The following is a 24,223-nucleotide window of genomic DNA, read 5'->3' as shown; positions in this document are numbered from 1 at the left end:
GCACCGCCGGGCCGCAGGATCCACCTGCACTCCGCCCGGCGTCGAGGAGCCCCCGCGGGGGCTATGAGGAGAAGGAGAACAGATGAGTACGCAGATGAGTACGCACAGCACCACGACCGCCCCGGCTCGCCGAGAGGCCGCCGAGCGCGAGCTCACGGCCGCGCGCGCCGAGCTGAGCTCGCTGAGCGCCGCCGTGTCGCCCTCGCGCTTCGAGCGCGCTCTCGAACGCGTCCAGGCCGCGCAGGAGGCGGCCGCGCAGGAGGCGCTGGCGCCGGCGGCCTAGGACGAGTCGCAATCGGAAGTCCGGTCCCGGATTATGGCAATGAGCGGGACCGCTCGGGACCGCCCGGCGCGCCGAGCGGTCCCGCTCTGTCCGCAAGTCCGTTCAGCGCCCGTCGCACCAGCAGAGGAGGACGCCGTGCCCCAGCTCGCCATCGGCGACGAGGCCCCCGACTTCGCCCTTCCCGACCCAGCCGGCGCCGAGGCCTCCCTGGCCGATCTCAGACGCAGCCGAGCACGGCGTCGTCGTCCACTTCTGCCCCAGGGCCTCCGCGCCCGGCTGCACCAGGGAGGCCTGCGACTTCCGGGACTCCCTGAAGGCGCGGGCTGCGCGTGAGCACTGCGGACCTCGAGGCGGTAGGGTGAGTCGCACAAGCGCGAGTGGCGGAACTGGTAGACGCGCCAGATTTAGGTTCTGGTGCCTTCGGGCGTGAGGGTTCGAGTCCCTTCTTGCGCACAGGACCGACGACGGCTCACTTCTCGCAGGCGATCCCGTCGTGGTCGCGGTCCAGCTTATCCCGATAGCCAGGCTCGCCCCGGTACAGCGGTGCCGCGCCGGCGGCCTTCGCCTCCGTGCAGTTCGCGTAGTACGTGCGGGCCTGCTCCTCCGGCTCCGACTGGGGCTCCTGGGCGGGCTGCTCCTGGGCGGGCTGCTCCTGGGCGGGCTGCTCCGCCGCAGCGGACGCCGCCGCCTCAGCCGCAGCGGACGCCGCCGCCGCAGACGCGGACGCGGACGCCGAGGCCGCCGCGGACGCCGCCGCCTCAGCCGCAGCGGACGCGGACGCCGAGGCCGCCGCATCGGCGGAGTCGTGGTTGACCGTGAGCGTGATCACCTGGTCGGCCGGGACCTGCTCGCCCGCCGCCGGGTTCTGCGCGGTCACGGACCAGTTTCCCGGATCCCGCACGGACTCCTCGCCGTCGGCGTCCGTATAGCTCGGGCCCTTGGAGAGCCCCGCCTTCTTGAGGGCATCGGCCGCGTCGTCGCCCTTCATGCCGACGACGTCCGGGACCTCGACCGCGGCCGGGGTCGTGGCGGCGGCGCTGGCCGGGGCGGCCTCATGCGCGGCGGAGTCGTCGCACCCGGCAGCCGCCGGGGCGAGGACGACGACCAGGGCGATGAGCCAGCCGCCGGCGGACAGCAGCCTGCTCGGGCGACGCGAACCGATCTGGGAGACGATCATAATGACGGGATCCTCGGGGGTGGGAAGTGTGCAAGGACCCCTCCGGTATACCCCCGCGGCCCGCGGAAGCGGCCGGAGATCCGCATTCTTGACCATACTGTGACCCTCCGCGGCCAGCGGGACCGCCCCGACTCCCGAGGTCGCCGGGAGGGGGCCGCCTCGGGGCCGGATCGGGACGCTCCGCGCGCCCGCGCAGCGGTAGCCTGACGCCGTGACAGACACCGAGTCCCCCGAGACGACCCGCAAGGACGGGCGCGCGGCCGACGAGCTGCGCCCCGTGACCATCACCCGCAACTGGCTGGACCACGGGGAGGGCTCGGCGCTCATCGAGTTCGGCCGCACCCGGGTGCTGTGCGTGGCCTCCTTCACCGAGGGAGTGCCGCGCTGGCGCAAGGGCGGCGGCGAGGGCTGGGTGACTGCCGAGTACGCCATGCTCCCCCGCGCCGGCTCCGAGCGCAGCAGCCGGGAGTCGGTGCGCGGCAGGGTGGGCGGGCGCACCCACGAGATCTCCCGCCTCATCGGGCGCTCCCTGCGCGGCATTATCGACGTCGCCGCGCTGGGCGAGAACACCATCGCCCTGGACTGCGACGTCCTCCAGGCCGATGGCGGCACCCGCACCGCCGCCATCACCGGCGCCTACGTGGCGCTGGCCGACGCCGTCGCCTGGGGCGCCGACAAGGGGCACATCAGGCCGCGGGCGGTCAGGCCGGTTCTGTCGGACTCCCTGTCGGCCGTCAGTGTCGGCATTGTCGATGGCGTCCCCTGCCTGGACCTGCCCTATGAGGAGGACGTGCGCGCCCACACCGACATGAATGTCGTCCAGACCGGAGACGGGCACTTCGTCGAGGTGCAGGGCACGGCCGAGCACGTCCCCTTCAACCGCGACGAGCTGTGCGCCCTTCTGGACCTGGCCGCCAAGGGCAATGCCGAGCTGACGGCGCTGCAGGCCCGGGCGCTGGCCGGTCCGGGGCGGGAGCCGTTCACGGTCTCGACCGGCGACGACGCCGGTCAGGGGACCCCGTGAGCGCGTCGGCGGCGGCCGTGACCGCGCCCGACGGGGCCGTGCTGGTCCTGGCCACCCACAACCCCGGCAAGCTCTCCGAGCTGCGGGCGATCCTCGCGCCGCTCGCGCCCGGGCTGGACCCGCGCTCGATCGTCTCGGCCGGCTCCCTGGGCGCGCCCGAGCCCGTGGAGAACGGGCTCAGCTTCGCGGCCAACGCGGAGATCAAGGCCCGCGCCCTGGTGCGGGCCACCGGCCTGCCCGCCGTCGCCGACGACTCGGGCCTGTGCGTGGACGTGCTCGGCGGCGCACCCGGCATCTTCTCCGCCCGCTGGTGCGGCCGCCACGGTGACGACGCGGCGAACCTGCGCCTCCTGCTGGACCAGATCGCCGACGTGGCGGACCCCCACCGCACCGCCCGCTTCACCTGCGCGGCGGTACTGGCCGCCCCCGGCCCGGACGACCGGCCGACGGTCACGAGGATCGAGCGCTCGATGGAGGGCCGCCTCCTGGGCGAGCCCCGGGGCGAGGGCGGCTTCGGCTACGACCCGGTCTTCGTGCCCGTCCAGGAGGACGCGCCGGGCGGCGCGGGGCGGACGACGGCGCAGATGAGCCCGGCGGAGAAGAACGCGATCTCCCACCGCGGCCGGGCTCTGCGCGCCCTGGCGCCGGTGCTCGCCGCCCTGCTCGCGCCGTCGTCGCCGAATGCGGGCGGCACCGCGCGATGAGCGGCGGCCCGGCGCGGGCGGAGGGAGCAGGCGGGCGCCCTGTGCGACTGGACTCTTCTCACCGCGGCTCGTCCCCGTGCTTGACCCCGTCATCCACCCGCTGGGCAGGCTGCGGGTCTGCGCCGCGCTGCGATCCGTCGGGGCGGTGCAGGGCCGGGCCCAGATGCGCTTCGCCGAGCTCCGCGAGGCCGTCGGGACGTCCGACTCGGCCCTGTCCAAGCAGCTGACCGCGCTCGAGAGGGAGGGGTACGTCCGCCGCCGACGCAGCTACGGGCCCGCCCGGCCCGCCCCGGGCCTCCTGGGCATCGAGCCGGCGCTGCACCGCCTTGGGCACGAGCGAGTCGTGGGCCTTGGCGAAGCCGTACAGGCAGCGCCACCCGCCCTGGAACACGACCAGGAAGGCCAGCGTCATGAAGGAGAAGGAGACGATCTCCCCACCGGTCAGGCCGCGCGCCGCCGCGCACGCGCCCCAGGTGACGCCGACGACAATCGTCCCCTCGGGCCACAGGACCTCCAGGTGGTCGCGTCCGCGCCGCGCGCCCCATGCGACCGCCCACGCCAGGGCGGTGGCGGCCGCGGTGCGCGCCGCCAGCGCCGGGGCCTGAGAGGCGTCGTGCAGCGAGGCGGCGGCGAAGAGGGCCACGAGCAGCGCCGCGGCCAGGTCTGCCGGCACGACGAGCCACCACCGGGTGCGGCGCCCCCGGGTCCAGGGGCGATCCGGCCCGTCGGGGACTGACGGGCTGTAGGTCAGCCCCGGTCGACGGTCCCCGCGCTGCGCAGCCACCGGCTCAGCCTACCGCCGCGCCGGGCCGCGCAGGCCGGCAGGGCGCGGACGGCTGGTGCCGGTCTCGCTCAGATCTCCCAGCTCGCGCCCGCGGTGGCGGCCTCGAGGGGGCCGGAGTAGGCCTCGGCGGCCTCCTTGAGGGTGTCGGCGGGGTCGGTCCACGGCTGGATGTGGGTCAGCACGAGGCGGCCCGCGGGTATCCGACCGCCCTTGCCGCTCGTGCCCGCGGCGAGCTCGCCGGCGCGCCTGCCGGTCAGGTGCATCCCGCGGTAGGTGTCGCGCCCCTCCAGGAAGGCGGCCTCGGACAGCAGCAGGTCGACGCCGTCGGCCATGGCCTCCACGCCGTCGCACAGGTCCGTGTCGCCGGTGAAGGCGAGGCTGACGCGCCTCTGGCCGTCCTTCCCGGGCCCCTCCACGCGGTAGCCGTAGGCCTCGACCGGGTGGAGCGCCTCGTAGGGCGTGATCGTCATCGGCCCGACCTGCACCGTCTCGCCGACGACGGCGGTGCGGAAGGTGAACTCGGAGGCGTAGGTCTCCTCCGGCGGTGTGCCGTCCACGCCGTTGAGGCGGCTCGGCAGCTCGCCGGGCCCCAGCGTGAGCACGGGCCCCAGCGCCCCGGTCGGGTTCCACCGGCGGAAGACGTGCATCCCCACGAGGTCGACAATGTGGTCCGCGTGACAGTGGGAGATCGCGATCGCATCCAGGTCGGCCGGGTCGAGGTAGTGCAGCATCTGCCCCATTGCGCCCGGCCCCAGGTCCAGCACCAGCGACCACGTCCGCACCTCGCCGCCGGGGTCCGCGCCATCGGCCTGCACCAGGTAGGAGGAGGCGGCGGAGTCGGGACCGGACATGCTTCCGGTGCAGCCGATGATCGTGAGCTTCATACGGGATCCTTGACTCAGTCCTGTGGGGTCAGATCTGGGGGGGCAGGGGGACGTGGGCGGCGGCGCCGGGGACGGCGCCGCCGGGCGGGGGCGCCGTCCCCGCCCCTGACGCCGGGCCGGCCCGCAGGACGCGCCTGACCTCGGGGCCCAGGAAGCGCCGGGCCAGCACCACGAAGGACTCGGGGTCCCCGGTGGAGCGGAACTCGTGCTGCGGCGCGGCGGCGCCGGGATCGCGCAGCAGGTCGCGCCGGGCGAGCTCGCGGTAGACGTCCTTGGCGGTCTCCAGGCTCGAGGTGACCAGAGTGACATCCTCCCCCATGACGTAGGAGATCGGGCCGATGAGCAGCGGGTAGTGGGTGCAGCCCAGGATGAGGGTGTCCACGCCGGCGGCCTTGACCGGGGCGAGGTACTCCTCGGCGGTGGTGAGCGCCTCGGGGCCGGTGGTCACGCCGCGCTCGGCCAGGTCGACGAAGCGCGGGCACGCCTCGGAGAACAGCTCGACGCCGGGCACGGCCCCCAGGGCGTCGTCGTAGGCGTGCGAGTCGACGGTTCCCTGGGTGGCGATCAGGCCGATACGGCCGTTGCGGGTGACCCGGGCGGCCGCCCGGGCGGCGGGGTGGATGACCTCGAGCACGGGGACGCCCCGGCCCTGGGTGTAGCGGCGCCGGGCGTCGTGCAGGACCGCCGCCGAGGCGGTGTTGCAGGCGATGACGAGCATCTTGACGCCGGCCCCGACGAGCTCGTCCATGACTCCGAGCGCCAGGGAGCGGACCTCGTCAATGGACTTGGGGCCGTAGGGGGTGTGGGCGGTGTCCCCGATGTAGAGGATCTGCTCGCCGGGCAGCTGGTTGAGCACGGCCCTCGCAACGGTCAGGCCCCCGACCCCGGAGTCGAACATCCCAATCGGCGCGTCGTTCACGCGTCCGAGACTAGGCGGCGGCTCAGCCGTAGAGCAGCACGGTCACCAGTGATTCCTGCCACCAGGTGAGCATGTTGTAGGACAGGGCGAGGCCGCGGCGCCAGCGGGAGTCGTCGTCCTCATCCCGGGGGGCCTCCTGCCAGGCGATGGCGTGGGCCTCCTCGGCGGCCTCCGGCCCGTCGATGTCGAGCCGCTGCGCGAGCACGAGGCGCACGTCGTTGAGCGCGCCGAGCCACTCCTGCTCGTGCCCGCGGGCGACGTGGACGGCGCCGCCGGCGCCCGTGGGCTCCAGCAGCTCGGCGATGGCGGCCTTGAGGCGCTCGTGCTTGAGGACGCGCAGGCGCGCACGGGTGAGGTACGCCACCTCGAGCGCGACCTCGGGGTTCTCGGAGGCGTCGGGCAGAAGCACGTCGATCACCGGTGCGAGCGCGGGAGGGGCCGACGTCGGAGACTGCGAGGCCCGTGAGGCGGCGGGCTCCTGCGGGTCCGGGTCGAAGTCCAGGGCCGCGAGGACGTCGCCGTCACGAGTGCTCTCGCCCCGCCGCAGCCGGGCCTGCGGGAACGGGGCGCCGTCCTCACGGCCCCCGGGGCGGTCGGAGGCGGGCTCGGCAGGGCCGTCGGCGGCCAGCAGCACGGCGACCTGCTCGAGCAGGCCGGCGAGGTACTCCCGCTCCCAGGTCTCCAGGTGGCTCTCCCAGCCGCCGATCGCCTTGCCGAAGCCGCGCATCAGGAACGGCCCCGCTCCACGGCGTCGTCCCCCACCGGCTCGAGGGTGGCGTGCAGGCCGTAGGAGTGCATGGCGGTGACGTCGACCTCCATGCGCTCACGCGCCCCGGTGGACACGGTGGCGCGCCCGCGGGTGTGCACCTCCAGCATGCGACGGCGGGCAAGCGGCAGCGGGAAGCCGAAGTAGGTGTGGAAGACCCAGGTGACGTAGTCCATGGTGTTGACCGGGTCGTCGTGGACAACCGTGCGCCACTGGGACTGCGCGGCGCTGCGTGCACGCTCCTGGACGTCGGGCTCGACGACGTGCAGCGCGTTGGACATGACCACCAGCGTAGCGGCCGGGAGAAGGCTGGGGCAGACACGCTGCACCGTAATCCGAGTTTCGGGATAGGTTAAGAGTCATGACACCCACGCAGCGCGTCACAGATCCGACCGCTCCCACCACGTCCCTGCTCACCGACATGTACGAGCTCACCATGCTCCAGGGGGCGCTTCGCTCGGGGACCGCCGAGCGGGCCAGCGTCTTCGAGCTGTTCGGGCGGCGGCTGCCCGCCTCCCGGCGCTTCGGCGTCGTGGCCGGCACGGGCCGCCTCCTGGACGCCGTGGAGGCCTTCGCCTTCACCGGCAGGCAGATCGACTTCCTGCACCGCACGCAGGTGGTCGACGACGCCACCCTGGACTACCTGCGCGAGTACCACTTCTCCGGCACCATCCGCGGCTACGCCGAGGGCGAGTGCTACTTCGAGGGCTCACCGCTGCTCACCGTCGAGGGCACCTTCGCCGAGGCCTGCATCCTGGAGACCCTGGCCCTGTCGATCTACAACTACGACTGCGCCGTCGCCTCGGCGGCCTCCCGCATGACGATCGCCGCGCACGGCCGGCCCTGCGTGGACTTCGGGGCCAGGCGGGCCCACGAGCAGGCGGCGGTGGCGGCGGCCCGCGCCTCCGTCGTCGGCGGCTTCGTGGGCACCAGCGACCTGGAGGCCGGCATGCGCTACGGGATCCCCACGGTCGGCACCGCCGCGCACTCCTTCACCCTGCTGCACGACTCGGAGGAGGAGGCCTTCGCGGCCCAGGTGGCCAGCCTCGGGCCGGGCACCACGATCCTGGTCGACACCTACGACATCGCCCGCGGCGTGGAGCGGGCCGTCAGGGCGGCCCGCGACGGCGGCGGCGAGCTCGGCGCGGTGCGCCTCGACTCCGGCGACCTGGTCGCCGAGGCGTTCAAGGTGCGCGCCCAGCTCGACGCCCTGGGGGCGACGACGACGAGGATCACGGTGACCAACGACCTGGACGAGTACGCGATCGCGGGCCTGGGTGCCGCGCCGGTGGACTCCTACGGCGTGGGCACCAAGCTGGTCACCGGCTCCGGCCGACCGACCGCCGCCCTGATCTACAAGCTCGTCGAGCGGGCGGGCGCCGACGGCGAGATGCACGAGGTCGCCAAGTTCTCCGAGGGCGGCAAGGCGACCGTCGGCGGGCGCAAGTGGGCCGGCCGCGTGATGGACGGCACCGGCTCCGCCGCCGAGGAGCTCGTCGTGTCGGCCCAGGACCAGGACGAGGCGCTGGCGGCCCTGGCCGAGGCCGGGGCCCGCCCGCTGCAGGTCGAGCTGGTGCACGACGGCGTCGTCGTCGAGGAGCACCGCGGCCCGCGCGCACTGGCCGCCGCCGCCGAGCGGCACCGGGCCTCGCGCGCCGAGCTGCCCTACGACGCCTGGCGCCTGAGCGAGGGAGAGCCGGCGGTGCCCACGCGCCACGTGGACCTCGACGGCCGCCGGCCCCTGAGGGGCTGAGCGCGCAGCGCACCGAGGGCGGCCCGCGCGGAGCCGGTGAGCCGAAGGCCGAGCCCTCTCAGCCCTCTCAGCCCTCTCACCGCTTGCCGACGAACCAGCGGCGCAGGGTCTCCACGCGCCTGACGATCTCCTCGGTGGAGGCCTGGGCGACCTCGGGACCGCCGCACACGCGCCGCAGGTCGTTGTGGATGACGCCGTGGGGCTGGCCGGAGCGGCGCGCCCAGGCGGCCACGAGCCGGCTGAGCTCCTTGCGGGCGGCGGCACGGCGCCGGGCGTCGTCGACGCCGGAGCCGGCCCGGCGCTTGGCGGCCGCGGCAGCCTGCTTCTTCTGGGCCTCAATCTGCTTGTCCTGACGCTGACGCAGCAGGGCCGTCACCTGCTCGGGCTCGAGCAGGCCGGGCAGGCCGAGGTACTCCTGCTCCTCGACGCTGCCGACCACGGCGCCGGTGCCGAACTCCCCGCCGTCGAACAGGACCCGGTCGAACTCGGCGGTGGAGTCCATGGCCTCGAAGGCGCCCAGCAGGTCGTCCGAGGCCTTCTCGGCCCTGTTGGCCTCGGCCACGAGCCGCTCCTCGGGGGTGAAGGGCTCGTCCTCGTCGGCGGGCCCGGCGCCGCCCAGGACGTGGTCGCGGGCGACCTCGATCTCGCCCGCCAGCCCCAGCAGGGGCGTGACGGAGGGCAGGAACACCGAGGCAGTCTCGCCGCGGGCGCGCGAGCGGACGAAGCGCCCGACGGCCTGGGCGAAGAACAGCGGGGTCGAGACGGAGGTCGCGTACACCCCCACGGCCAGGCGCGGCACGTCCACGCCCTCGGAGACCATGCGCACCGCCACCATCCAGCGGTCCTGGCTCGCGGCGAAGGTCTCGATGCGACTGGAGGCGCCGGCGTCGTCGGACAGGACCACGGTGGGGGCCTGCCCGGTGATGGCGCGGAGCCGCCCCGCGTAGGCGCGGGCCGAGCTCTTGTCCGAGGCGATGACGAGCCCTCCGGCGTCGGGAACCTGGCGGCGCACCTCGCTCAGCCGCTGGTCGGCGGCCGCCAGGACCGCGGGGATCCACTCCCCCGAGGGGTCCAGGGCCGTGCGCCAGGCCTGGGCCTCCATGTCCTTGGTCAGCGGCTCCCCCAGCCGTGCGGCCACCTCGTCGCCGGCCCTGGTGCGCCAGCGCATCTGGCCGGAGTAGGTCATGAACATCACCGGGCGCACGACCCCGTCGCGCAGGGCGTCGGCGTAGTCGTAGGAGTAGTCGGCCCGGGACCGCCTGGCGCCGTCGGCCTCCTCGACGTAGCGCACGAAGGGGATGGCCGACTCGTCGGAGCGGAAGGGCGTGCCGGTCAGGGCCAGGCGGCGGCGCGCCGGCGTGAAGGCCTCGCGGATGGCGTCGCCCCAGCTCAGCGCGTCCCCGCCGTGGTGGATCTCGTCGAGGACCACCAGGGTGCGGGTCGAGTCGGTGCGGGCGCGGTGGAGGTTGGCGTTGGCGGCGACCTGGGCGTAGGTCAGGGCCACGCCGTCGAAGCGCGGGCCCAGGGCCCCCTGGGAGTTCGTGTACGAGGGGTCCAGGCGGATGCCCACGCGGGCGGCCGCCTCGGCCCACTGGTACTTCAGGTGCTCGGTGGGGCACACGACCGTGACCCTGTGGACGTCGCCGGCGGCGAGCAGCTCGGTGGCGACGCGCAGGGCGAAGGTGGTCTTGCCCGCCCCGGGCGTGGCCACGGCCAGGAAGTCCTCGGGCATGTCGGCCAGGTACGCCTTGAGCGCGGCCTCCTGCCAGGCCCGCAGCGGCCGCGACGTGCCCCAGGCGGCGCGCTGCGGGTAGGCGGGCGGAAGGTTCTCGGCGGCGAAGATGGACGGCTGGGTCGGGCGGTGCTGCGCCCGGGAGCCTCGCACGGCGGTCACCGACCGCCTCTGGAGAAGGGGAAGCGCGGGAAGCGGGGGCCGTCGCCATTGCCACCGCCGGGCCTCATCTGCTCGTAGATCTGCTTGCAGGTGGGGCACACCGGGTACTTCGACGGGTCCCGCCCGGGAGTCCACACCTTGCCGCACAGGGCGACGACCGGGCGCCCGGTGGCGGAAGCCGCGGCGATCTTGTCCTTGCGCACGTAGTGGGCGAAGCGGTCGGCGTCGCCGTCGTCGGTGGACTGGAGCTCCTCGCGCTCGAGGACGGCCGTCCCGGCCGACTGGCTCGGCCGGTCCTCCGGGTCGCTGGGGACTCCGCTGGTGGGTGCAGACGACTCACTCATGAGGCCAGTGTAAGCCGGGCGCCCACGGCCTTCGACGGTCCCACGGCATCCGATGACAGCGGATGCCGCTGTGAACCGCGCCACGGCCGGACGGGCGCAGAGGGCTTCAGGCGCTCAGTGCTGCTTCTTGAGCAGGCTCGCGGCGGCGGGGTCGACGAGCACGAGGGCGTCGGCGTGGTTCTGCATGACGGTGGCGGGCCACTGGGCGTCGATGTCGCCCTCGACGAGGTGGGCAATGGCCTCGGTCTTGTTCTCGCCGGTGGCGATGAGCACGAGCCTGCGCGCCCTCATGATCGTGCCCAGCCCCTGGGTGATGCAGCGGGTGGGGACGGCGTCGATGTCGCCGTCGAAGAAGCGGGCGTTGTCGCGGCGGGTCTGCTCGGTGAGCTCGTCGATGTGCGTGGTGGAGTCCAGCGGGCCGCCCGGCTCGTTGAAGCCGATGTGGCCGTCGGCGCCGATGCCCAGGATCTGCAGGTCGCAGTAGCCGGCGGCCGCCATGGCGGCCTCGTAGGCGTCGCAGGCGGCCTGGAGGTCCTCGCTCAGGGCGTCGGGGCCGTGCAGCGCGCCGGGGCGCATGTCCACGCGGGAGCGCAGGTTGCGCTCCATGAAGGTGGCGTAGCGCTCGGGGTGGCCCTCGGGCAGGCCCACGTACTCGTCGAGCATGAAGCCCTCGACCTGGGCGAAGGAGATGCGCCCGGCCTTGCAGCGGCGGGCGAGCTCGTCGTAGAGGGGCAGCGGGCTCGATCCCGTGGCGGTTCCCAGGACAGCGGCGGGCTTGGAGGTCAGAAGGTCCTCGATCGCGTCGGCGGCGCGCTCAGCGATGGCCTCGGCAGTGTCCAGGATGACGAGCTTCATAGGTTGTTCCTCTTCGGCGGTGCGGGACGATCTCGGCCCGAGCGGGCCCTCGGTGCCGGGCGGCACGAGGGCGCGCTCCGGCCCCAGAACCTTAAGACAGTGGGTGACGCCTTGTCACCCTTCGCCGAGATCGGTCGTACTCCGGCTCGGAATCGGTTCACCTCCGCGCCGAGATCGGTGAAGGGGCGCCGCGGGTCCGGCCCGCGCCCCATCGGAACCACTCATCTAACGGGTCTCGGCGTGCCCGGGCCAGGTGCGCACGACGGTGAGGACCCGGACCCAGTGCCGGTCCAGCACCCGCCCGCCGACGACGACGCCGGCCCGGGCGAGCCCCGCGCCCCAGAGCGCTCCACCTGCCAGGAGCGCCCAGCCCCACTGCCAGGCACCGGTGGCCATCAGGGCGCCGAGCCCGACGGCGACCGGCAGCGCGAGCCCGGCGATCACCGCCATGCCGGCCATCTGCACCAGGGAGGCGACCAGGATCATTCCCGAGGACCGCGACCTCAGTGGGCTCTCCCCCGGCGCGTTGACCTCATAGGGCAGGACCGCGCTCATCACGCTCGACCAGGCCGCGGCGGCGCCGTACAGGCCGAGCTGGGCCCCGACGACGGCGGGAACGATCTCCCAGCGCCCTGTCCACACGCCGAGGGTGAGGGTGACGACCGCCAGGACGGGCAGCTGCCACAGGGCGGCTGCGACCACGCGCCCCAGGCGGTCGTCGAGACCGCGCACCCCGGCGCTCAGATGCATCCACTGGGCGGTGGAGTCGTAGCCCAGGTCGTCGTGCAGCACCCAGCCGGACATCAGAGCGATCGCGACCGGCACCCCGAGCAGCGCCGCTGGGGCCCGGCCGAGCGCCGCGCCGGCCGGAGCCGTCTCGAAGGCCACGTTCTCCTCGACCCCCTGCCGGAAGCCCAGCACCGTCACGACGCCCACGACGAGTATGACGAGCACGGTGGAGACCCCGAGCACCAGGTAGCGCGGGTCGGTCCGCCAGTAGCGCAGGCACCGCGCCGCGATCGCGGCGGCCGGCGAGGGGATGACCCGTGACAGCCGGCGGTGCCACGGCAGGGGCGCAGCCGTCGCAGCGTCCGCAGCGTCCGCGTCGTCGGCGGCAGCCCGCGTCCGTCCGAGCGCGGCCGCCCGCTCCGGGCGTGAGCGCCGCCCGGCCGCCCGGCTGCCGGACATGACGCGCCGCACGATCCTGTTCCACAGCGGCGCCAGCGCGACCGGGAGCGCCAGCGCCCCGACCGCCAGGGCCAGCGCCGCCCCGGCCCGTCCCTGCGCCAGGTAGCCGGGGGCCGCGAAGGCCCACCCGAAGGGGCTCAGCGACAGCACCCTGCCGAGTTTCATGAGCGTCATGAGCGCGGAGCCGCCGAGCCCCGCCGAGCGCGCCGCGACCAGGTTGAGCAGGCTCGGCAGGAGGGCGACCCCGATGAGGGCCAGTCCCCCGATGACGCCGACGAGGTCCCGCCCCCGGCGCGTGGTCGAGGCGCCGAGACCGATCACGACGACGCGCGAGACGAGAACACAGGTCGCCAGGGCGACCGGGGCCAGGAGCAGGGCGAGACCGGCGGCGCCCCAGTGGCCGCCCGCAGCCCACGCCAGGGCGGGCAGGGCGAGGCAGACGCCGGTGGCGAGGCCGGGGACCCCCGCCGCCCCGGCCACGGCGAGCCCCGCCGACAGGGACCGCGAGGGCGCGATCCACGGCGCGAGCGCCCGGGGGTCGAGCGTGGAGTCCACGCCCGTGAGCAGCAGCGGCACCAGGACCCAGCCCAGGGTGGTCAGCGCCCCCAGGGCGCCGATGAGGGTGGCGGTGAGCGGCACCGGGGCTCGCAGACCGAGTGCCACGGCGCCGGCGGCCACCGAGATAATGGTGCCGAGCGCCCAGGCGGCGCCGAGCAGGGAGGCCAGCAGGATCCACACGCTGCGGCTCAGGGCGTTGAGGGTGAGCCTCCACCTCAGGCGGACGAGGGTCGCAACCACGACAGGTCCTCCCTTGCTTCCGGGGCCCCGACCAGCTCGGTGAAGCGGTCCTCCAGGTCCCCGCCCGCGGCCACCTGCGCGGTGGTGCCCGCCGCCACGACCCGACCGGCGGCGATAATGGCCACGTGGGTGCAGAAGCGCTGCACGGTCGCCATGACGTGGCTGGAGATGATGACGGTGCCGCCGTCGGCGGCGAAGGCGGCCAGGATCGACTGGATCGTCTGGGCGGACACCGGGTCCACGGCCTCGAAGGGCTCGTCCAGGACGAGGATGGCGGGCGCGTGGACGAGGGCGCAGGCGAGGTTGATCTTCTTGCGCATGCCGGCGGAGTAGTCGGTCACGAGCGTACGGCCCGCGCTCCTGAGGTCCAGGACATCGAGGAGCTGGCTCGCGCGGGCGACCACGACGTCGCGCTCCAGGCCGCGCAGCAGCCCGGCGTAGGTGACCAGCTCCAGCCCGGTCAGGCGGTCGAAGGTGCGCAGGCCGTCGGGCAGGACGCCGAGCCGCGCCTTGGCGTCGGCCGGCCGGCCCCACACGTCGATGCCGTGGACGACGGCGCGGCCGGCGTCGGGCGGCAGCAGTCCCGTGGCCATGGACAGGGTCGTGGTCTTGCCGGCCCCGTTGGGGCCGACCACGCCGTAGATGGAGCCGGCCGGGACGGCCAGGGAGAGCATGTTGACGGCGACCTTCTGCCCGAAGGCCTTGCACAGTCCGTCCAGGGCCAGCGCCGGAGCCGTGGCGCCCCCAGCCCGGGGAGAAGGTGAGGAGTCCATGCGACCGAGGCTATGCGGGTCGGCCCGCGCGACCATCCTCCCCGGGAACGAGCCACACGCGGGGCCGGGTCCCCCGCCCGGCCGAGGCGCCGAACGACGGGCATGACGAAGGCGCGGCGCCCCCAGAGGCGACGCGCCTTGACGTCTGCGGTCCGGCCGCACTCAGCGGCACCGGGTCCTCACGCTGAGGTCACTTGGCAACGGCCTTCTTCAAGGCCGAGCCGACCGTCAGCTTGACACCGTAGCCGGCGGGAATCTGGATCTCCTCACCGGTGCGGGGGTTACGGCCGGTACGAGCAGCACGCTCGACACGCTCAACACCCATCAGGCCGGTGATCTTGACGGCCTCACCCTTGGCGATGTTCTCCACGAGAACCTTCTGGAAAGCAGCAAGGAAAGCATCAGCCTGGACCTTGGTGAGTTCGGCCTCCTCGGCGATGGCGGCGATGAGCTCGGTACGGTTGACGGACATATATCTGCCTCTCGGTCGTTGGTGGGCACCGGGATGCGGTGCCGCTGACGGCAACGCTATGCATAAATGGGTCGTTTTGTCAGATATGACGGTGCTTTCTCGGCGTGGCGCGCCACTTTGTGATCTTTCGCCACCTCGTTGGTCACACGAGTCACAGTCACCACGGCGTCCCGGAGCGTGGCAGCGTGCCGTCGGCGGGCGCTCAGCGGGGGCCGGCGCTGACGGCCCGGACGAACCAGGACGTGATGGTCGTGGGATGGGTGATGGCGGTGCCGACGACGACGGCGAAGGCCCCGTGCTCCACGGCCAGGGCCGCCTGGGCCGGGGTGTGCACGCGGCCCTCGACGACGAGCGGGACCTCGGCGATGGCCGCCACCTGGTCGATGAGTTCGATGTCGGGGCCCTCGGTCCTGGGGCGCTCCCCGGTGTAGCCGGCGAGCGTGGTTCCGAGCGCGTCGGCGCCGGCGTCCTGCGCCGTGCGGGCGTCGTCCAGGGATCCGCAGTCGGCCATGACCAGGACGCCGGGGAACGCCTCCTTGAGACCGGCCACCGTCTGCGCGAAGGTGAGGCCGTCCGGCCGGGGGCGGCGCGTGGCGTCGATGGCGACAATGGGCGAGCCCGTGGCGGCCACGGCGATGGCGTGAGTGAGGGTCGGGGTGATGAAGACGCCGTCATGGCCGTCCTTCCACAGGCCGATCACGGGGACCTCAACGTGCTGGTTGATCAGGGCGAGATCGGCCAGCCCCTGGGCGCGGATGCCAACGGCGCCCCCGGCGACGCAGGCCTGAGCGACCTGGTCCATGGTGCGCGGGTCGCGCATGGGCTCTCCCGGGTAGGCCTGGGCGGAGGCGATAAGGCCGCCGCGCAGCTTTTCGAGCACGGGGTCGAGTGCGGTCATGGGTGCTTCCTCCAATGGTCGGGTGGGTGGACCGGCGCCCGGGCCGCCACGGCCTCAGGCGCCCGCGGCGAGATGCGCCGCCAGGCGCAGTCGGGCCTGGTGGGCGGCGCCCACGATCGGGGCGGCGGCACCCAGGGCGGCGGGGACGATCTCGAGGTCCCCGGCCACGAGATCGAGGACCTCGGCGCGCACCGTCTCGCGCAGCGGCCCCCACCACAGCTCGCCGGAGCGGGCCAGGCCGCCGGAGACGATGACGCGCTCGGGGTCCAGGACGGTGACGACGGCGGCGATCGCCTCGCCCAGGGCCACAGCGGCCTCGCGGTAGACGCGTCGGGCGACGGCGTCGCCCGCGTCGGCGAGCCTCTCGACCTCCTGGGCGCCAGTGACGCCGGCACCGGTGGCCTCGCGGTAGCGGCGGGCGATCTGGGGCCCGGCCGCGACAGCCTCCAGGTGGCCGGTGCGCCCGCAGGTGCAGGGCTCGGCGCCCGCCGGGCCGGAGGGCATGTGCCCCATCTCCCCGGCCAGGAAGTGGGCGCCGTGGTGGACGCGGCCGTCCAGGACGACCGCTCCGCCGACACCTGTGCCCACAGCGACCACGAGGACGCCGGCCGCGCCGGCACCGGCGCCGATCCAGGCCTCGCCCGCGGCGTAGGCGTTGACGTCGTTGTCGACGTGCACGAGCACGCCCTGCGGCGCAGTGCCCGCGGCCAGGAGCCGTCCGGCCACTGCGGAGGCGATGTCGGTGCCGGGCCAGTCGGCGATGGCGTCGGTGGCCGAGACGACCACGCCCCGACCCGAGTCGATGACACCCGCCGAGCCGATCCCGACCGCCGTCGGCGCCGGGAGCGCCCCAGAGGCCGTACGGGCGCTGGCATCGACGAGGTCGGCCACCAGGGAGGCGACGGCGTCCAGCACGGCCCGCGGCCCCTCGCGCGCCGGGGTGGGAGCCTCCAGGACGGGACCGAGCAGGGCGCCGTCAGCGGCCACGAGGGCGGTCGCGATCTTCGTGCCGCCCAGGTCGACGCCGACGACCGGGGCCGCGGCCCCGGGCCGCCCGACCGGGGCCGCGTCAGTCGGTGCCGCCATCTCAGACCAGACCCTGCTCGCGCACGATCGCCACGATCCTGTCCCTGGTCTCTCCCTGGAGAGCCTTGACGGGGAAGGCCATGGTGTTGGTGTCGATAATGCCGATGGCCTGCATGGCGGTCTTGAAGGCGCCGATGCCGCTGGCGTCCCCGGAGCGCCCCTGGGGCACGTGAACGATCTCGAAGCCGGCGCAGATCCGGTCCTGGATGCGACGGGCCTCGGTCCAGTCGCCGTTGCGGGCGGCCCGCCACATGTCGGTGTAGGGCCGCGGGTCGACATTGGCGTACCCGGGCACGGCCCCGTCGCCGCCCAGCAGGAGCATGCCGTCCACGACGCACTCGTGCCCGGTCAGCAGGGCCAGGGGGTGACCGGCGGCCTCGTTGGCGGCGACCAGGCGGCGGAAGCCGACGTCGTCGCCCGAGGAGTCCTTGACCCCGGCCAGGACGCCCTCGACGCCGAGTCGGACGAGCATGTCGCGGCTGAGCTTGACGCCGTTGAGGCGGACGGGGACGTCGTAGGCGAACAGCGGGACGTCGACGGCGGCGGCGATGGCGCGGAAGTGGTCGGCGATCTCGGCGGCGTCGTTGATGGCGTAGAAGGGGCACGCGGCGACGACCGCGTCCGCCCCCAGGCCCTGGGCTCGGCGGGCCTGCTCGATGACGCGGCGCGCCGTGGTGTCGATCACCCCGGCCAGGACCTGCACGCGACCGGCCGTCGTGGCGACGGCGCGCTCGACGACGGCGCCGCGTTCGGCGTCGGTGAGGTAGGCCGTCTCACCGGAGGAGCCCAGGACGAACAGTCCGTTGACCCCTCCTGCGATAAGGTGCTCGATAACGCGGTCGAGGCCATCGAGATCGACGGCGCCGTCCCAGGTGAACGGAGTGATGAGCGGTGGAATGACTCCGGTGAAACGAGTATCCATGTGCGGTTTTCCTTTGAGTTCCCTTAAGTATTTCCCTGAGTTCGGTGCGGGCGGGTCGGTGCGGGGCTCAGGCCTCGAGGAGCGAGGGAACGGCGCCGAGCAGGGTGCGCGTGTACTCCTGCCGGGGGTTGTTGAAGATCTCCTCGGCAGCGCCCAGCTCGAGGATCTCTCCGAGGTACATGACGGCGATCCGGTCGGAGACGTAGCGCACGGTGTTGATGTCGTGGCTGATGAACACCAGCCCCAGGCTGAGGGCGGCCTTGAGGTCCTGGAGGAGGTTGAGCACCTGGGCGCGCACCGACACGTCCAGGGCGCTGGTGGGCTCGTCGGCGACGATGATGTCGGGATCCAGTGCCAGGGCGCGGGCGATGGCCACGCGCTGGCGCTGGCCGCCCGAGATCTGCCTGGGCAGGACGTCAAGGGCGCTGGGCGGCAGGCCGACCAGGTGGAGGAGGTCCTTGACCTTGGCCTCGCGCTGCCTGGGCGAGCCGATGCCGTGGACGTTGAGCGGGTCGATGAGGGTGTCGTGCACGATCATGCGGGGGTTCAGCGCCGTGGCCGGGTCCTGGAAGACGACCGAGACCGAGCGCCCCAAGGCCCTGCGGTCCGCGGCGGTGCGCCCCAGAGCGCGCCCCTTGAAGTAGACCTCACCGCGGGTCAGGGGCTGCAGACCGACCATGATGCGGGCGGTGGTCGACTTCCCGCAGCCGGACTCCCCCACCAGGCCCAGGGTCTCGCCGCGCCTGACGCTCAGCGAGACGTCGTTGACGGCGTGGACCGTGTCGGGCCGGAAGAGCCTGCCGGTACGGGACCTGTGAATGACGTGCGCATGGCGCAGCTCGATAACCGGGTCGGTCTCAGGACTCCAGGCGCCGGCGGTGTCGTCGGGCATCAGTGCGCCTCCTTCTTAAGAACCGCCTCGAGCTCGGGCGTGATGGCGTAGTAGTGCTCGGCGCTTCCGGTCACCGGCTTGAGGACGGGCCGGCTGTCCAGACCGACCTCGGGGTGGGAGGACCTGGGGGCGAAGCGGTCGCCCTTGACGAGCTCCTTCGGGCTCGGGACGGTGCCGCGCACCTGGTGCAGGCGCTCGGATCCCGCCTCGATGGACAGGACCGCCCCCAGCAGGCCGCGGGTGTACTCGTGGACGGGGTTGGTCAGCAGCTCGGAGGTCGCGGCCTGCTCGACGACCTGTCCGGCGTACATGACGGTGACGCGGTGGGCGACCTTGGCGACCAGAGCCAGGTCGTGGCTGACGAAGACCATGGCGAAGCCGAGCCTCTCGCGCAGCTCGCCCAGCAGGTCGATGACCTGCTTCTGGACGGTCACGTCCAGGGCGGTGGTGGGCTCGTCGGCGATGATCAGGCTCGGGTCACGGGTCAGAGCCATGGCGATGAGGACGCGCTGGCGCTGCCCCCCGGAGAGCTCGTGCGGATAGCTCTTGAGGGTGCGCACGGGGTCGAGGCCGACGAGCTCGAGGAGCTCCTCGGCGCTGCGGGTCCCGCCGCGCCGGGTGAGCTGCTTCATCTGGGAGCGGATGAGCATGGAAGGGTTCAGGGCGGACAGGGCGTCCTGGTAGATCATGCTCATCTCGTGACCGCGCAGGGCGTTGTGCTCCTCGGGGGTCATCTGGAGGATGTTTGCGCCCTTGAACAGGATCTCACCGGTGATGCGCGCCGTCGGGGGCAGCAGCCCCATGACGGCCATGGAGGTGATCGACTTCCCGCAGCCGGACTCCCCCACCAGCCCCATGGTCTCGCCCGGGCGCACAGAGAAGGAGACGTTATCGACGATGTTGACGTCGCCGTGCTGGATCGGGAAGGCGATGGACAGGTTCCTGACCTCCAGGACGGGCTCGGCCTGCGCATCGGCGTAGACGAGCCGGTCGTCTCGGGCGAGCTCGGCGGTGCGCAGGGCGGCCAGGCGCTCGGCGAGCGGGACCTCCTCGGCGGCCGGCCCGATCAGGCCGGTGAGCGCGCTCTTCCGGCTCCCGGGGATGGCGCAGGCGGCGTCGTCGGCGTTGTCGCGCACGGCCGGGTCCGCCTCGTCCCAGGTCTCGGCGCTCATGGCCTCCTCGTCGGCCCCGACGTCGACGCGGGCGCGGATGCGCGGGGAGGCCATGGCGTCGGTCAGCCCCTCGGCCAGGACGTTGAGGCACAGGGTCGTGATGAGGATCATGAGGCCGGGGAAGAAGGTCGGCCACCAGTGGCCCGACAGCAGGAGCTCCTTGCCCTCGGAGAGCATGTTGCCCCAGGTAGGGGTGTTGACCGACGTGATGCCGGCGCCGATGAAGGACAGCGAGGCCTCGAAGACGATCGCGTCGGCCACGAGCACCGTGGCGTAGACCATGATCGGAGCGATGCAGTTGCGCACCACGTGCCTGGCCAGGATCCAGGGCACACGCGCGCCCATGACCCTGGAGGCGGCGACATAGTCCTCGCCGAACTGGGCCAGGATGTTCGCGCGGACCACGCGCGTAAGCTGCGGGGTGTAGACGACGGCGGTCGCCAGGATGATGACGGGCACGATCGGCAGGCGCGAGGACATGGCCAGGACCAGGACAGCTGCCAGGGCAATGCCGGGGAAAGACATGAGGACGTCGAGGACGCGCATGACGACCTCGCCGACCCACTTGCGGCTGGTCGCGGCGATGGCCCCGAGGACGGAGGCCAGGGCCAGGGCGATGCCCGTGGCGCTCAGGCCGACGACGAGCGAGACCCGGGCGCCGTAGACGGCTCGGGAGAAGATGTCGCGGCTGGGCTTGTCGGTCCCGAAGAGATGCTCCAGCGAGGGGCGGACAGCGGAGTCGTAGGTGACGATGTCCGGGCCGCCCTGCACGTGGACGGTCGTCTCCGCGGTCGCCAGACCGGTGGCGCCGGGGTCGTAGGGGGCCACGAGCGGGGCGAGGACCGCCATGGCGACGATCATGAGCAGGACGACGACGGCGATCTTGCTGCCGGTGGGCAGGCTCCTCCAGCCCTGGAAGCGCATGCCGGGCCTGGAGACCTTGTCGAGTGTGCGGCTGTGCAGCATCAGACGCTCCTGATCCTCGGGTTGACCAGCACGTAGAGCATGTCAACGACGATGTTGATAATGATGAATGCCAGCGCCACGGTGATGGACACGCCCTGGACGATGTTGACGTCGTTGCGGGTGACGCCCTGGAAGATGAGCTGCCCCATGCCCTGGATGTTGAAGATCATCTCGATGACGACCGCCCCGCCCATGGCGTAGCCCAGACGCAGGCCGAGCACCGTCAGCGGAGTGATGAGGGCGTTGCGCAGCACGTTGCGGGCCACGACGACCCGCTTGGGGATGCCGGCGCCGATGGCCGTGCGCACGTAGTCGCGGTCGAGCTCCTCGACCATGGCCGTGCGCACCACACGGGTCAGCGTCCCGGTGTTCGGCACGGCGATGGCGACAGCGGGCAGGAAGATCTGGCGCACGTAGGCGGCCGGGTCGTCGCTGAAGGGAGTCCACCTGGTCACCAGCGAGGGGAAGGCGCCCGCTGCGCCGGGGATGTCGCCGAACCACTGGATGAGCAGAAGCGCCAGCCAGAACGAGGGCGTGGCCAGGCACAGGATGGAGATGACGCGGATGACCTGGTCCGGCGTCCTGTCCCGGTACAGGGCGGCGACGACGCCCAGGACGGTGGCGGCCACGACTGCGACGAGGATGCCGACGAATGTCAGCTGGAGGGTGATCGGGAAGGCGGTCGACACCATGTCGGAGATCCTCACGCCGGTGAAGGACGTGCCGAGGTCGCCGTGGGCCAGGCCGACGAGATAGTCCCAGAAACGTGTGAGCAGCGGGTCGTTGAGATGGTGGGCTTCGCGATACTGCTCGAGGGCCTCCGGCGTGGCCGACTCTCCGAGCGCGAGGACCGCGGGGTCTGCGGTGGAGAACGACATGACGACGAAGACGAGCAGCGTCACGCCCAGCACCATGACCGGCAGCGCCAGCAGGCGCCGCCCGATCAGGCGGAGGAGGTTGGACACTGGGGTGCTCCTTTGTCTTTGCGCCCGGCCGCGGCGTCCCTGAGGCGCGCGGGGCGGCGCGCGGCCGGGTGAGGAAGACGGTTGGGGGACGGGGAGGGCCGGTCAGGCCTGCGTCGAGCCGACGTCCACGAAGGACAGGCCGGGGTAGCTGACGCTGCGGAACGACACGAGGGTCTGGCTGTTGTACGCCGTCGGCGTCGTGCGGTGGAAGATCGGGTAGAGCGGCACGTTCTCCGCGATGAGGTCGAACGCCGTCTGCCACTTGGCGATCTGCGCCTCGCCCTCGATCTGGACGGCCTCGTCGAGAATCTTCTGGAGCTTGGTGTAGGCCTCTGCGCCCTTCCAGTGCATGCGGTCGTTGGCCCACAGGTCGGCGCTGTACCACCACCGCATGAGCAGGTCGGCGTCGTTGCCGAAGACCGAGGGGTCGCCGGGCGCGATGGCGATGTCCCACTTGTCCCCGGCCTTGATGTAGTCGTAGAGCTCCTTGGACTTCTTCTCGGTGAAGCTCGCGGAGACGCCGAGCGCCTCGAGGTTCTCCTTGATGATGGGACGCGCACCGGAGAAGAAGCCGTGGTCCGTGGCAATGGCCTCGATGGAGGTGATTCCGGCCTCCGCCAGCAGGGACTTGGCCTTGGCGGCGTCGTAGGTGTAGACCGTTGAGGCCTGCTTGTAGGCGGGGTGGTCCTCCTGCACGAAGCATGTGGCGGCGGTGGCCAGCGTCCCCATGCCGGTGGTGCAGATCTTCTCGTAGTCCAGGGCGTACAAGATGGCCTGGCGCGCCTTGACGTCGGCGAAGGCCCCCTGGTGGTTGAACATGACGAACACGAGGCTGAACCCCTTGTCCGCGGCAACCGTGATCGGCTCCGTCATCGCGCCGAGGTTCGTCGCCGGCACGGTGTCGATGGCCTGAACGGTGCCGGAGGCGATCGCGTTGGTGCGCGTGGTGTCGTCGGCGAGGATCTGCCAGGTCATCTTCTTGGCGAGGGCGGGGTGGGAGCCGTTGTAGCTGTCGTTGCGCTCGAAGACGATGGTCTGGGACGCGGCGCTGTTGTCGGTCATCTTGTACGGCCCGGACCCGATCGGGCTCATGTCGAAGGCCTTGGGGTCGGCCTCGACCGCCGCCCGGGGAACGATCTTGACGGTGCTGAGCCGCTCCGCGACCAGGGAGTAGGGGTGCTTGGTCTTGATGGTGACCGTGGCGTCGTCCTTGGCCTTCACCGACTCCAGGAAGGTGAGGAACTGGCTGTAGAGCGAGTTGTTCGCCGGGTCAAGAACACGCTCGAAGGAGAAGACGACGTCGTCGACGGTCACGTCGCTGCCGTCGGAGAACTTGGCGTCCTCACGCAGGGTAACCTCATAGGTCGTGTCATCGACCTTTGCGGGCAGCTCCTTGCCGAGGGCGGCGTAGGCCTCGCGGCTGACCGGGTCGAGCTCGGTCAGCCCCTCCATGGTGTGCCAGTTGGCGGCGACGGTCAGGCCGGCGGTCGTGGTCATCGGGTCGTAGCCGCTCGTCCCCAGCTCGTAGGAGATGCCCGCCGTGATGGTGCCGTCGGGGTTGACGCTCCCAGAACCCGAGCCCGAGCCGCCGGACGAGCCGCCGCACGCGGCCAGGGCTGCGGCGAAACCCGCGGCCATCCCCATGGTGGACGTGAGGCGGATGAAGTCGCGGCGGGAAGTACGCGGAGTTGAGATCGCCATTGATGTTCTCCTGAAGTCTGACGTCTGTTGTCTGACGTTGATAGGCTGACTGTAGCAGCTCGGAGGACATCTGACCACATCGTTTACGCTTTCGTGTCGTGACACCCTCCGGGCGGAGGCCCGGCCCAGGGTCCGGACACAGGACAAGCGAGCACAACGATGGAATTCTGGCCACAATGACTGCCATGAAAACGAAGCGAGGCGCCTACGCCTCCATGAACGGGACTGCAACGACGCAGGCCTCGACCGCGATCAACGCCATCAAGGACTACATCCTCCAGTCCCACCTCCACCCCGGGGACCCGCTGCCCACCGAGTCACAGCTGTGCACCGATCTGGGCATGTCCCGCTCGTCCGTCCGCGAGGCCGTCCGCACGCTGGTGGCGCTCGACATCGTCGAGGTGCGCCACGGGCACGGGATGTTCGTCGGCCAGATATCGATGCGCCCCATGGTGGAGTCGCTCGTCTTCCGCGGCCTGCTCAAGCCCGGGGACGACTACCAGGCCCTGCGCGAGGTCGTCGAGGTGCGCGCCACCCTGGACGACTCGCTCGCCGAGCAGGTGATCAGGGTCTGGAAGGGGCGCAGGAACCGCGCGATCGACGCCGTCGTCGAGCAGATGGAGCAGCTCGCCGCCGCGGGCAAGACCTTCACCGAGCAGGATCACCGTTTCCACTCCATGCTTCTGAAGGCCCTGCCCAACCACCTCTTCGGCCACCTCACGGACGCGTTCTGGGCCGTGCACACGCTGACGGTGCCAATGCTGGACGCGCCGCGCCCCGAGGACATCATGCGCACGGCCAGCGCGCACCGCGCCATGCTCGAGGCCGCCCGCGCGGGCGACCGCGACGCCTACCGCGCGGCGGTCAAGGAGCACTACGCCCCGCTCAAGGCCGTCCTCCAGTCCAGCTGACCACCCCGCCCCCCACACCCCTCGGCCCCCTCTCGCCGAGATCGGCTCGGTTCCGCACCTAGCGATGACAGCCAAGCCCACCAGGCCCCTCC

24 protein-coding genes, 1 tRNA gene and 2 pseudogenes are annotated in these 24,223 nt (G+C 72.4%); 8 read left to right on the top strand and 19 right to left on the bottom strand.

Features of this window, described 5'->3' with window-relative positions; translation table 11 throughout:
• Positions 1–82: 82 nt before the first annotated feature.
• The 3 genes from AIF0345_RS05555 to AIF0345_RS05545 all read left to right on the top strand — a co-directional run bounded on the left by AIF0345_RS05555 (position 83) and on the right by AIF0345_RS05545 (position 736).
• The gene (locus AIF0345_RS05555; protein WP_285297574.1) at positions 83–283 is read left to right on the top strand and encodes a hypothetical protein; all 201 of its coding nucleotides are present in this window, start codon (positions 83–85) and stop codon (positions 281–283) included.
• A 135-nt stretch (positions 284–418) separates the two neighbouring features.
• A complete protein-coding gene (locus AIF0345_RS05550) occupies positions 419–616 on the top strand; it encodes a hypothetical protein (RefSeq protein WP_404975980.1) in 198 nt (65 codons plus the stop codon).
• Between the two features lie 38 nt (positions 617–654).
• Positions 655–736: transfer RNA gene (locus AIF0345_RS05545), tRNA-Leu, on the top strand.
• A 16-nt stretch (positions 737–752) separates the two neighbouring features.
• Here the strand turns inward: AIF0345_RS05545 and AIF0345_RS05540 are convergent.
• Complete coding sequence (locus tag AIF0345_RS05540) at positions 753–1,460, bottom strand: excalibur calcium-binding domain-containing protein (RefSeq protein WP_285297573.1); 708 nt, start codon at positions 1,458–1,460, stop codon at positions 753–755.
• A 211-nt stretch (positions 1,461–1,671) separates the two neighbouring features.
• Here AIF0345_RS05540 and rph point away from each other — a divergent pair, with 211 nt between their 5' ends.
• The 3 genes and pseudogenes from rph to AIF0345_RS16820 all read left to right on the top strand — a co-directional run.
• Complete coding sequence (gene rph / locus AIF0345_RS05535) at positions 1,672–2,484, top strand: ribonuclease PH (RefSeq protein WP_285297572.1); 813 nt, start codon at positions 1,672–1,674, stop codon at positions 2,482–2,484.
• Positions 2,481–3,188, top strand: coding sequence for a non-canonical purine NTP pyrophosphatase (locus tag AIF0345_RS05530; protein WP_285297571.1), 708 nt, complete (start codon positions 2,481–2,483; stop codon positions 3,186–3,188). Before rph ends, AIF0345_RS05530 begins: the two co-directional genes overlap by 4 nt.
• Positions 3,166–3,405 (top strand): annotated as a pseudogene (locus AIF0345_RS16820) (hypothetical protein); the annotation flags it as partial. The gene AIF0345_RS05530 and the pseudogene AIF0345_RS16820, both read left to right, overlap by 23 nt.
• A 159-nt stretch (positions 3,406–3,564) precedes the next feature.
• Here the strand turns inward: AIF0345_RS16820 and AIF0345_RS16815 are convergent.
• From AIF0345_RS16815 to clpS, 5 genes and pseudogenes are all read right to left on the bottom strand, one after another.
• Positions 3,565–3,861: pseudogene (locus AIF0345_RS16815) on the bottom strand (DUF3054 family protein); the annotation flags it as partial.
• A gap of 179 nt (positions 3,862–4,040) precedes the next feature.
• Positions 4,041–4,856, bottom strand: coding sequence for an MBL fold metallo-hydrolase (locus AIF0345_RS05520; protein ID WP_285297570.1), 816 nt, complete (start codon positions 4,854–4,856; stop codon positions 4,041–4,043).
• 28 nt (positions 4,857–4,884) lie between these two features.
• Positions 4,885–5,754, bottom strand: coding sequence for a glutamate racemase (gene murI / locus AIF0345_RS05515; RefSeq protein WP_268917809.1), 870 nt, complete (start codon positions 5,752–5,754; stop codon positions 4,885–4,887).
• A 43-nt stretch (positions 5,755–5,797) separates the two neighbouring features.
• A complete protein-coding gene (locus AIF0345_RS05510; protein WP_285297569.1) occupies positions 5,798–6,502 on the bottom strand; it encodes a DUF2017 family protein in 705 nt (234 codons plus the stop codon).
• Positions 6,502–6,822, bottom strand: a complete 321-nt coding sequence (clpS, locus tag AIF0345_RS05505; RefSeq protein WP_285297568.1) for an ATP-dependent Clp protease adapter ClpS — start codon at positions 6,820–6,822, stop codon at positions 6,502–6,504. The genes AIF0345_RS05510 and clpS overlap by 1 nt, the downstream gene beginning before the upstream one ends.
• Before the next feature lie 80 nt (positions 6,823–6,902).
• Here clpS and AIF0345_RS05500 point away from each other — a divergent pair, with 80 nt between their 5' ends.
• Positions 6,903–8,294, top strand: coding sequence for a nicotinate phosphoribosyltransferase (locus AIF0345_RS05500; protein WP_285297567.1), 1,392 nt, complete (start codon positions 6,903–6,905; stop codon positions 8,292–8,294).
• A 76-nt stretch (positions 8,295–8,370) separates the two neighbouring features.
• On the opposite strand, the gene AIF0345_RS05495 is transcribed toward AIF0345_RS05500, so the two are convergent.
• The 13 genes from AIF0345_RS05495 to AIF0345_RS05435 all read right to left on the bottom strand — a co-directional run bounded on the left by AIF0345_RS05495 (position 8,371) and on the right by AIF0345_RS05435 (position 23,220).
• Entirely contained in the window at positions 8,371–10,188 is a 1,818-nt protein-coding gene (locus AIF0345_RS05495; protein ID WP_285297566.1) for a DEAD/DEAH box helicase, read from the bottom strand.
• Positions 10,185–10,532: a DUF3039 domain-containing protein gene (locus AIF0345_RS05490; RefSeq protein ID WP_285297565.1), complete on the bottom strand. Its 348-nt coding sequence runs from the start codon at positions 10,530–10,532 to the stop codon at positions 10,185–10,187. The genes AIF0345_RS05495 and AIF0345_RS05490 overlap by 4 nt, the downstream gene beginning before the upstream one ends.
• Positions 10,533–10,646: 114 nt before the next feature.
• Positions 10,647–11,387, bottom strand: coding sequence for a glucosamine-6-phosphate deaminase (gene nagB, locus AIF0345_RS05485; protein ID WP_285297564.1), 741 nt, complete (start codon positions 11,385–11,387; stop codon positions 10,647–10,649).
• 225 nt (positions 11,388–11,612) lie between these two features.
• Positions 11,613–13,373, bottom strand: a complete 1,761-nt coding sequence (locus AIF0345_RS05480) for a transporter (protein WP_285297563.1) — start codon at positions 13,371–13,373, stop codon at positions 11,613–11,615.
• Positions 13,349–14,146 (bottom strand): ABC transporter ATP-binding protein, encoded by a 798-nt coding sequence (locus AIF0345_RS05475; protein WP_268917773.1) that lies wholly within the window; start codon positions 14,144–14,146, stop codon positions 13,349–13,351. The genes AIF0345_RS05480 and AIF0345_RS05475 overlap by 25 nt, the downstream gene beginning before the upstream one ends.
• Positions 14,147–14,336: 190 nt before the next feature.
• Positions 14,337–14,618 (bottom strand): HU family DNA-binding protein, encoded by a 282-nt coding sequence (locus AIF0345_RS05470; RefSeq protein WP_043564601.1) that lies wholly within the window; start codon positions 14,616–14,618, stop codon positions 14,337–14,339.
• 202 nt (positions 14,619–14,820) lie between these two features.
• Complete coding sequence (locus tag AIF0345_RS05465; protein ID WP_285297562.1) at positions 14,821–15,516, bottom strand: N-acetylmannosamine-6-phosphate 2-epimerase; 696 nt, start codon at positions 15,514–15,516, stop codon at positions 14,821–14,823.
• Between the two features lie 54 nt (positions 15,517–15,570).
• The gene (locus AIF0345_RS05460) at positions 15,571–16,602 is read right to left on the bottom strand and encodes an ROK family protein (protein ID WP_285297561.1); all 1,032 of its coding nucleotides are present in this window, start codon (positions 16,600–16,602) and stop codon (positions 15,571–15,573) included.
• Between the two features lies 1 nt (position 16,603).
• Positions 16,604–17,524 carry a dihydrodipicolinate synthase family protein gene (locus AIF0345_RS05455; protein WP_268917776.1) on the bottom strand — a complete coding sequence of 307 codons (921 nt, stop codon included), beginning with the start codon at positions 17,522–17,524 and terminating at the stop codon, positions 16,604–16,606.
• 67 nt (positions 17,525–17,591) lie between these two features.
• A complete protein-coding gene (locus tag AIF0345_RS05450) occupies positions 17,592–18,416 on the bottom strand; it encodes an ATP-binding cassette domain-containing protein (RefSeq protein WP_285297560.1) in 825 nt (274 codons plus the stop codon).
• Positions 18,416–20,554 carry a dipeptide/oligopeptide/nickel ABC transporter permease/ATP-binding protein gene (locus AIF0345_RS05445; RefSeq protein WP_285297559.1) on the bottom strand — a complete coding sequence of 713 codons (2,139 nt, stop codon included), beginning with the start codon at positions 20,552–20,554 and terminating at the stop codon, positions 18,416–18,418. The genes AIF0345_RS05450 and AIF0345_RS05445 overlap by 1 nt, the downstream gene beginning before the upstream one ends.
• On the bottom strand, positions 20,554–21,519 hold the full coding sequence (locus tag AIF0345_RS05440) for an ABC transporter permease (protein ID WP_268917779.1): 966 nt from the start codon (positions 21,517–21,519) through the stop codon (positions 20,554–20,556). Before AIF0345_RS05440 ends, AIF0345_RS05445 begins: the two co-directional genes overlap by 1 nt.
• A gap of 102 nt (positions 21,520–21,621) precedes the next feature.
• The gene (locus tag AIF0345_RS05435; RefSeq protein WP_285297558.1) at positions 21,622–23,220 is read right to left on the bottom strand and encodes an ABC transporter substrate-binding protein; all 1,599 of its coding nucleotides are present in this window, start codon (positions 23,218–23,220) and stop codon (positions 21,622–21,624) included.
• Positions 23,221–23,405: 185 nt separating this feature from the next.
• On the opposite strand from AIF0345_RS05435, the gene AIF0345_RS05430 reads away from it, so the two are divergent.
• A complete protein-coding gene (locus AIF0345_RS05430) occupies positions 23,406–24,131 on the top strand; it encodes a FadR/GntR family transcriptional regulator (protein ID WP_043564588.1) in 726 nt (241 codons plus the stop codon).
• Positions 24,132–24,223 lie beyond the last annotated feature (92 nt).

The organism is Actinomyces israelii, assembly GCF_030253495.1.
In the GTDB taxonomy this organism is placed as follows: Bacteria; Actinomycetota; Actinomycetes; order Actinomycetales; family Actinomycetaceae; genus Actinomyces; species Actinomyces israelii.
This window is presented reverse-complemented; position numbering and strand designations above follow the sequence as displayed.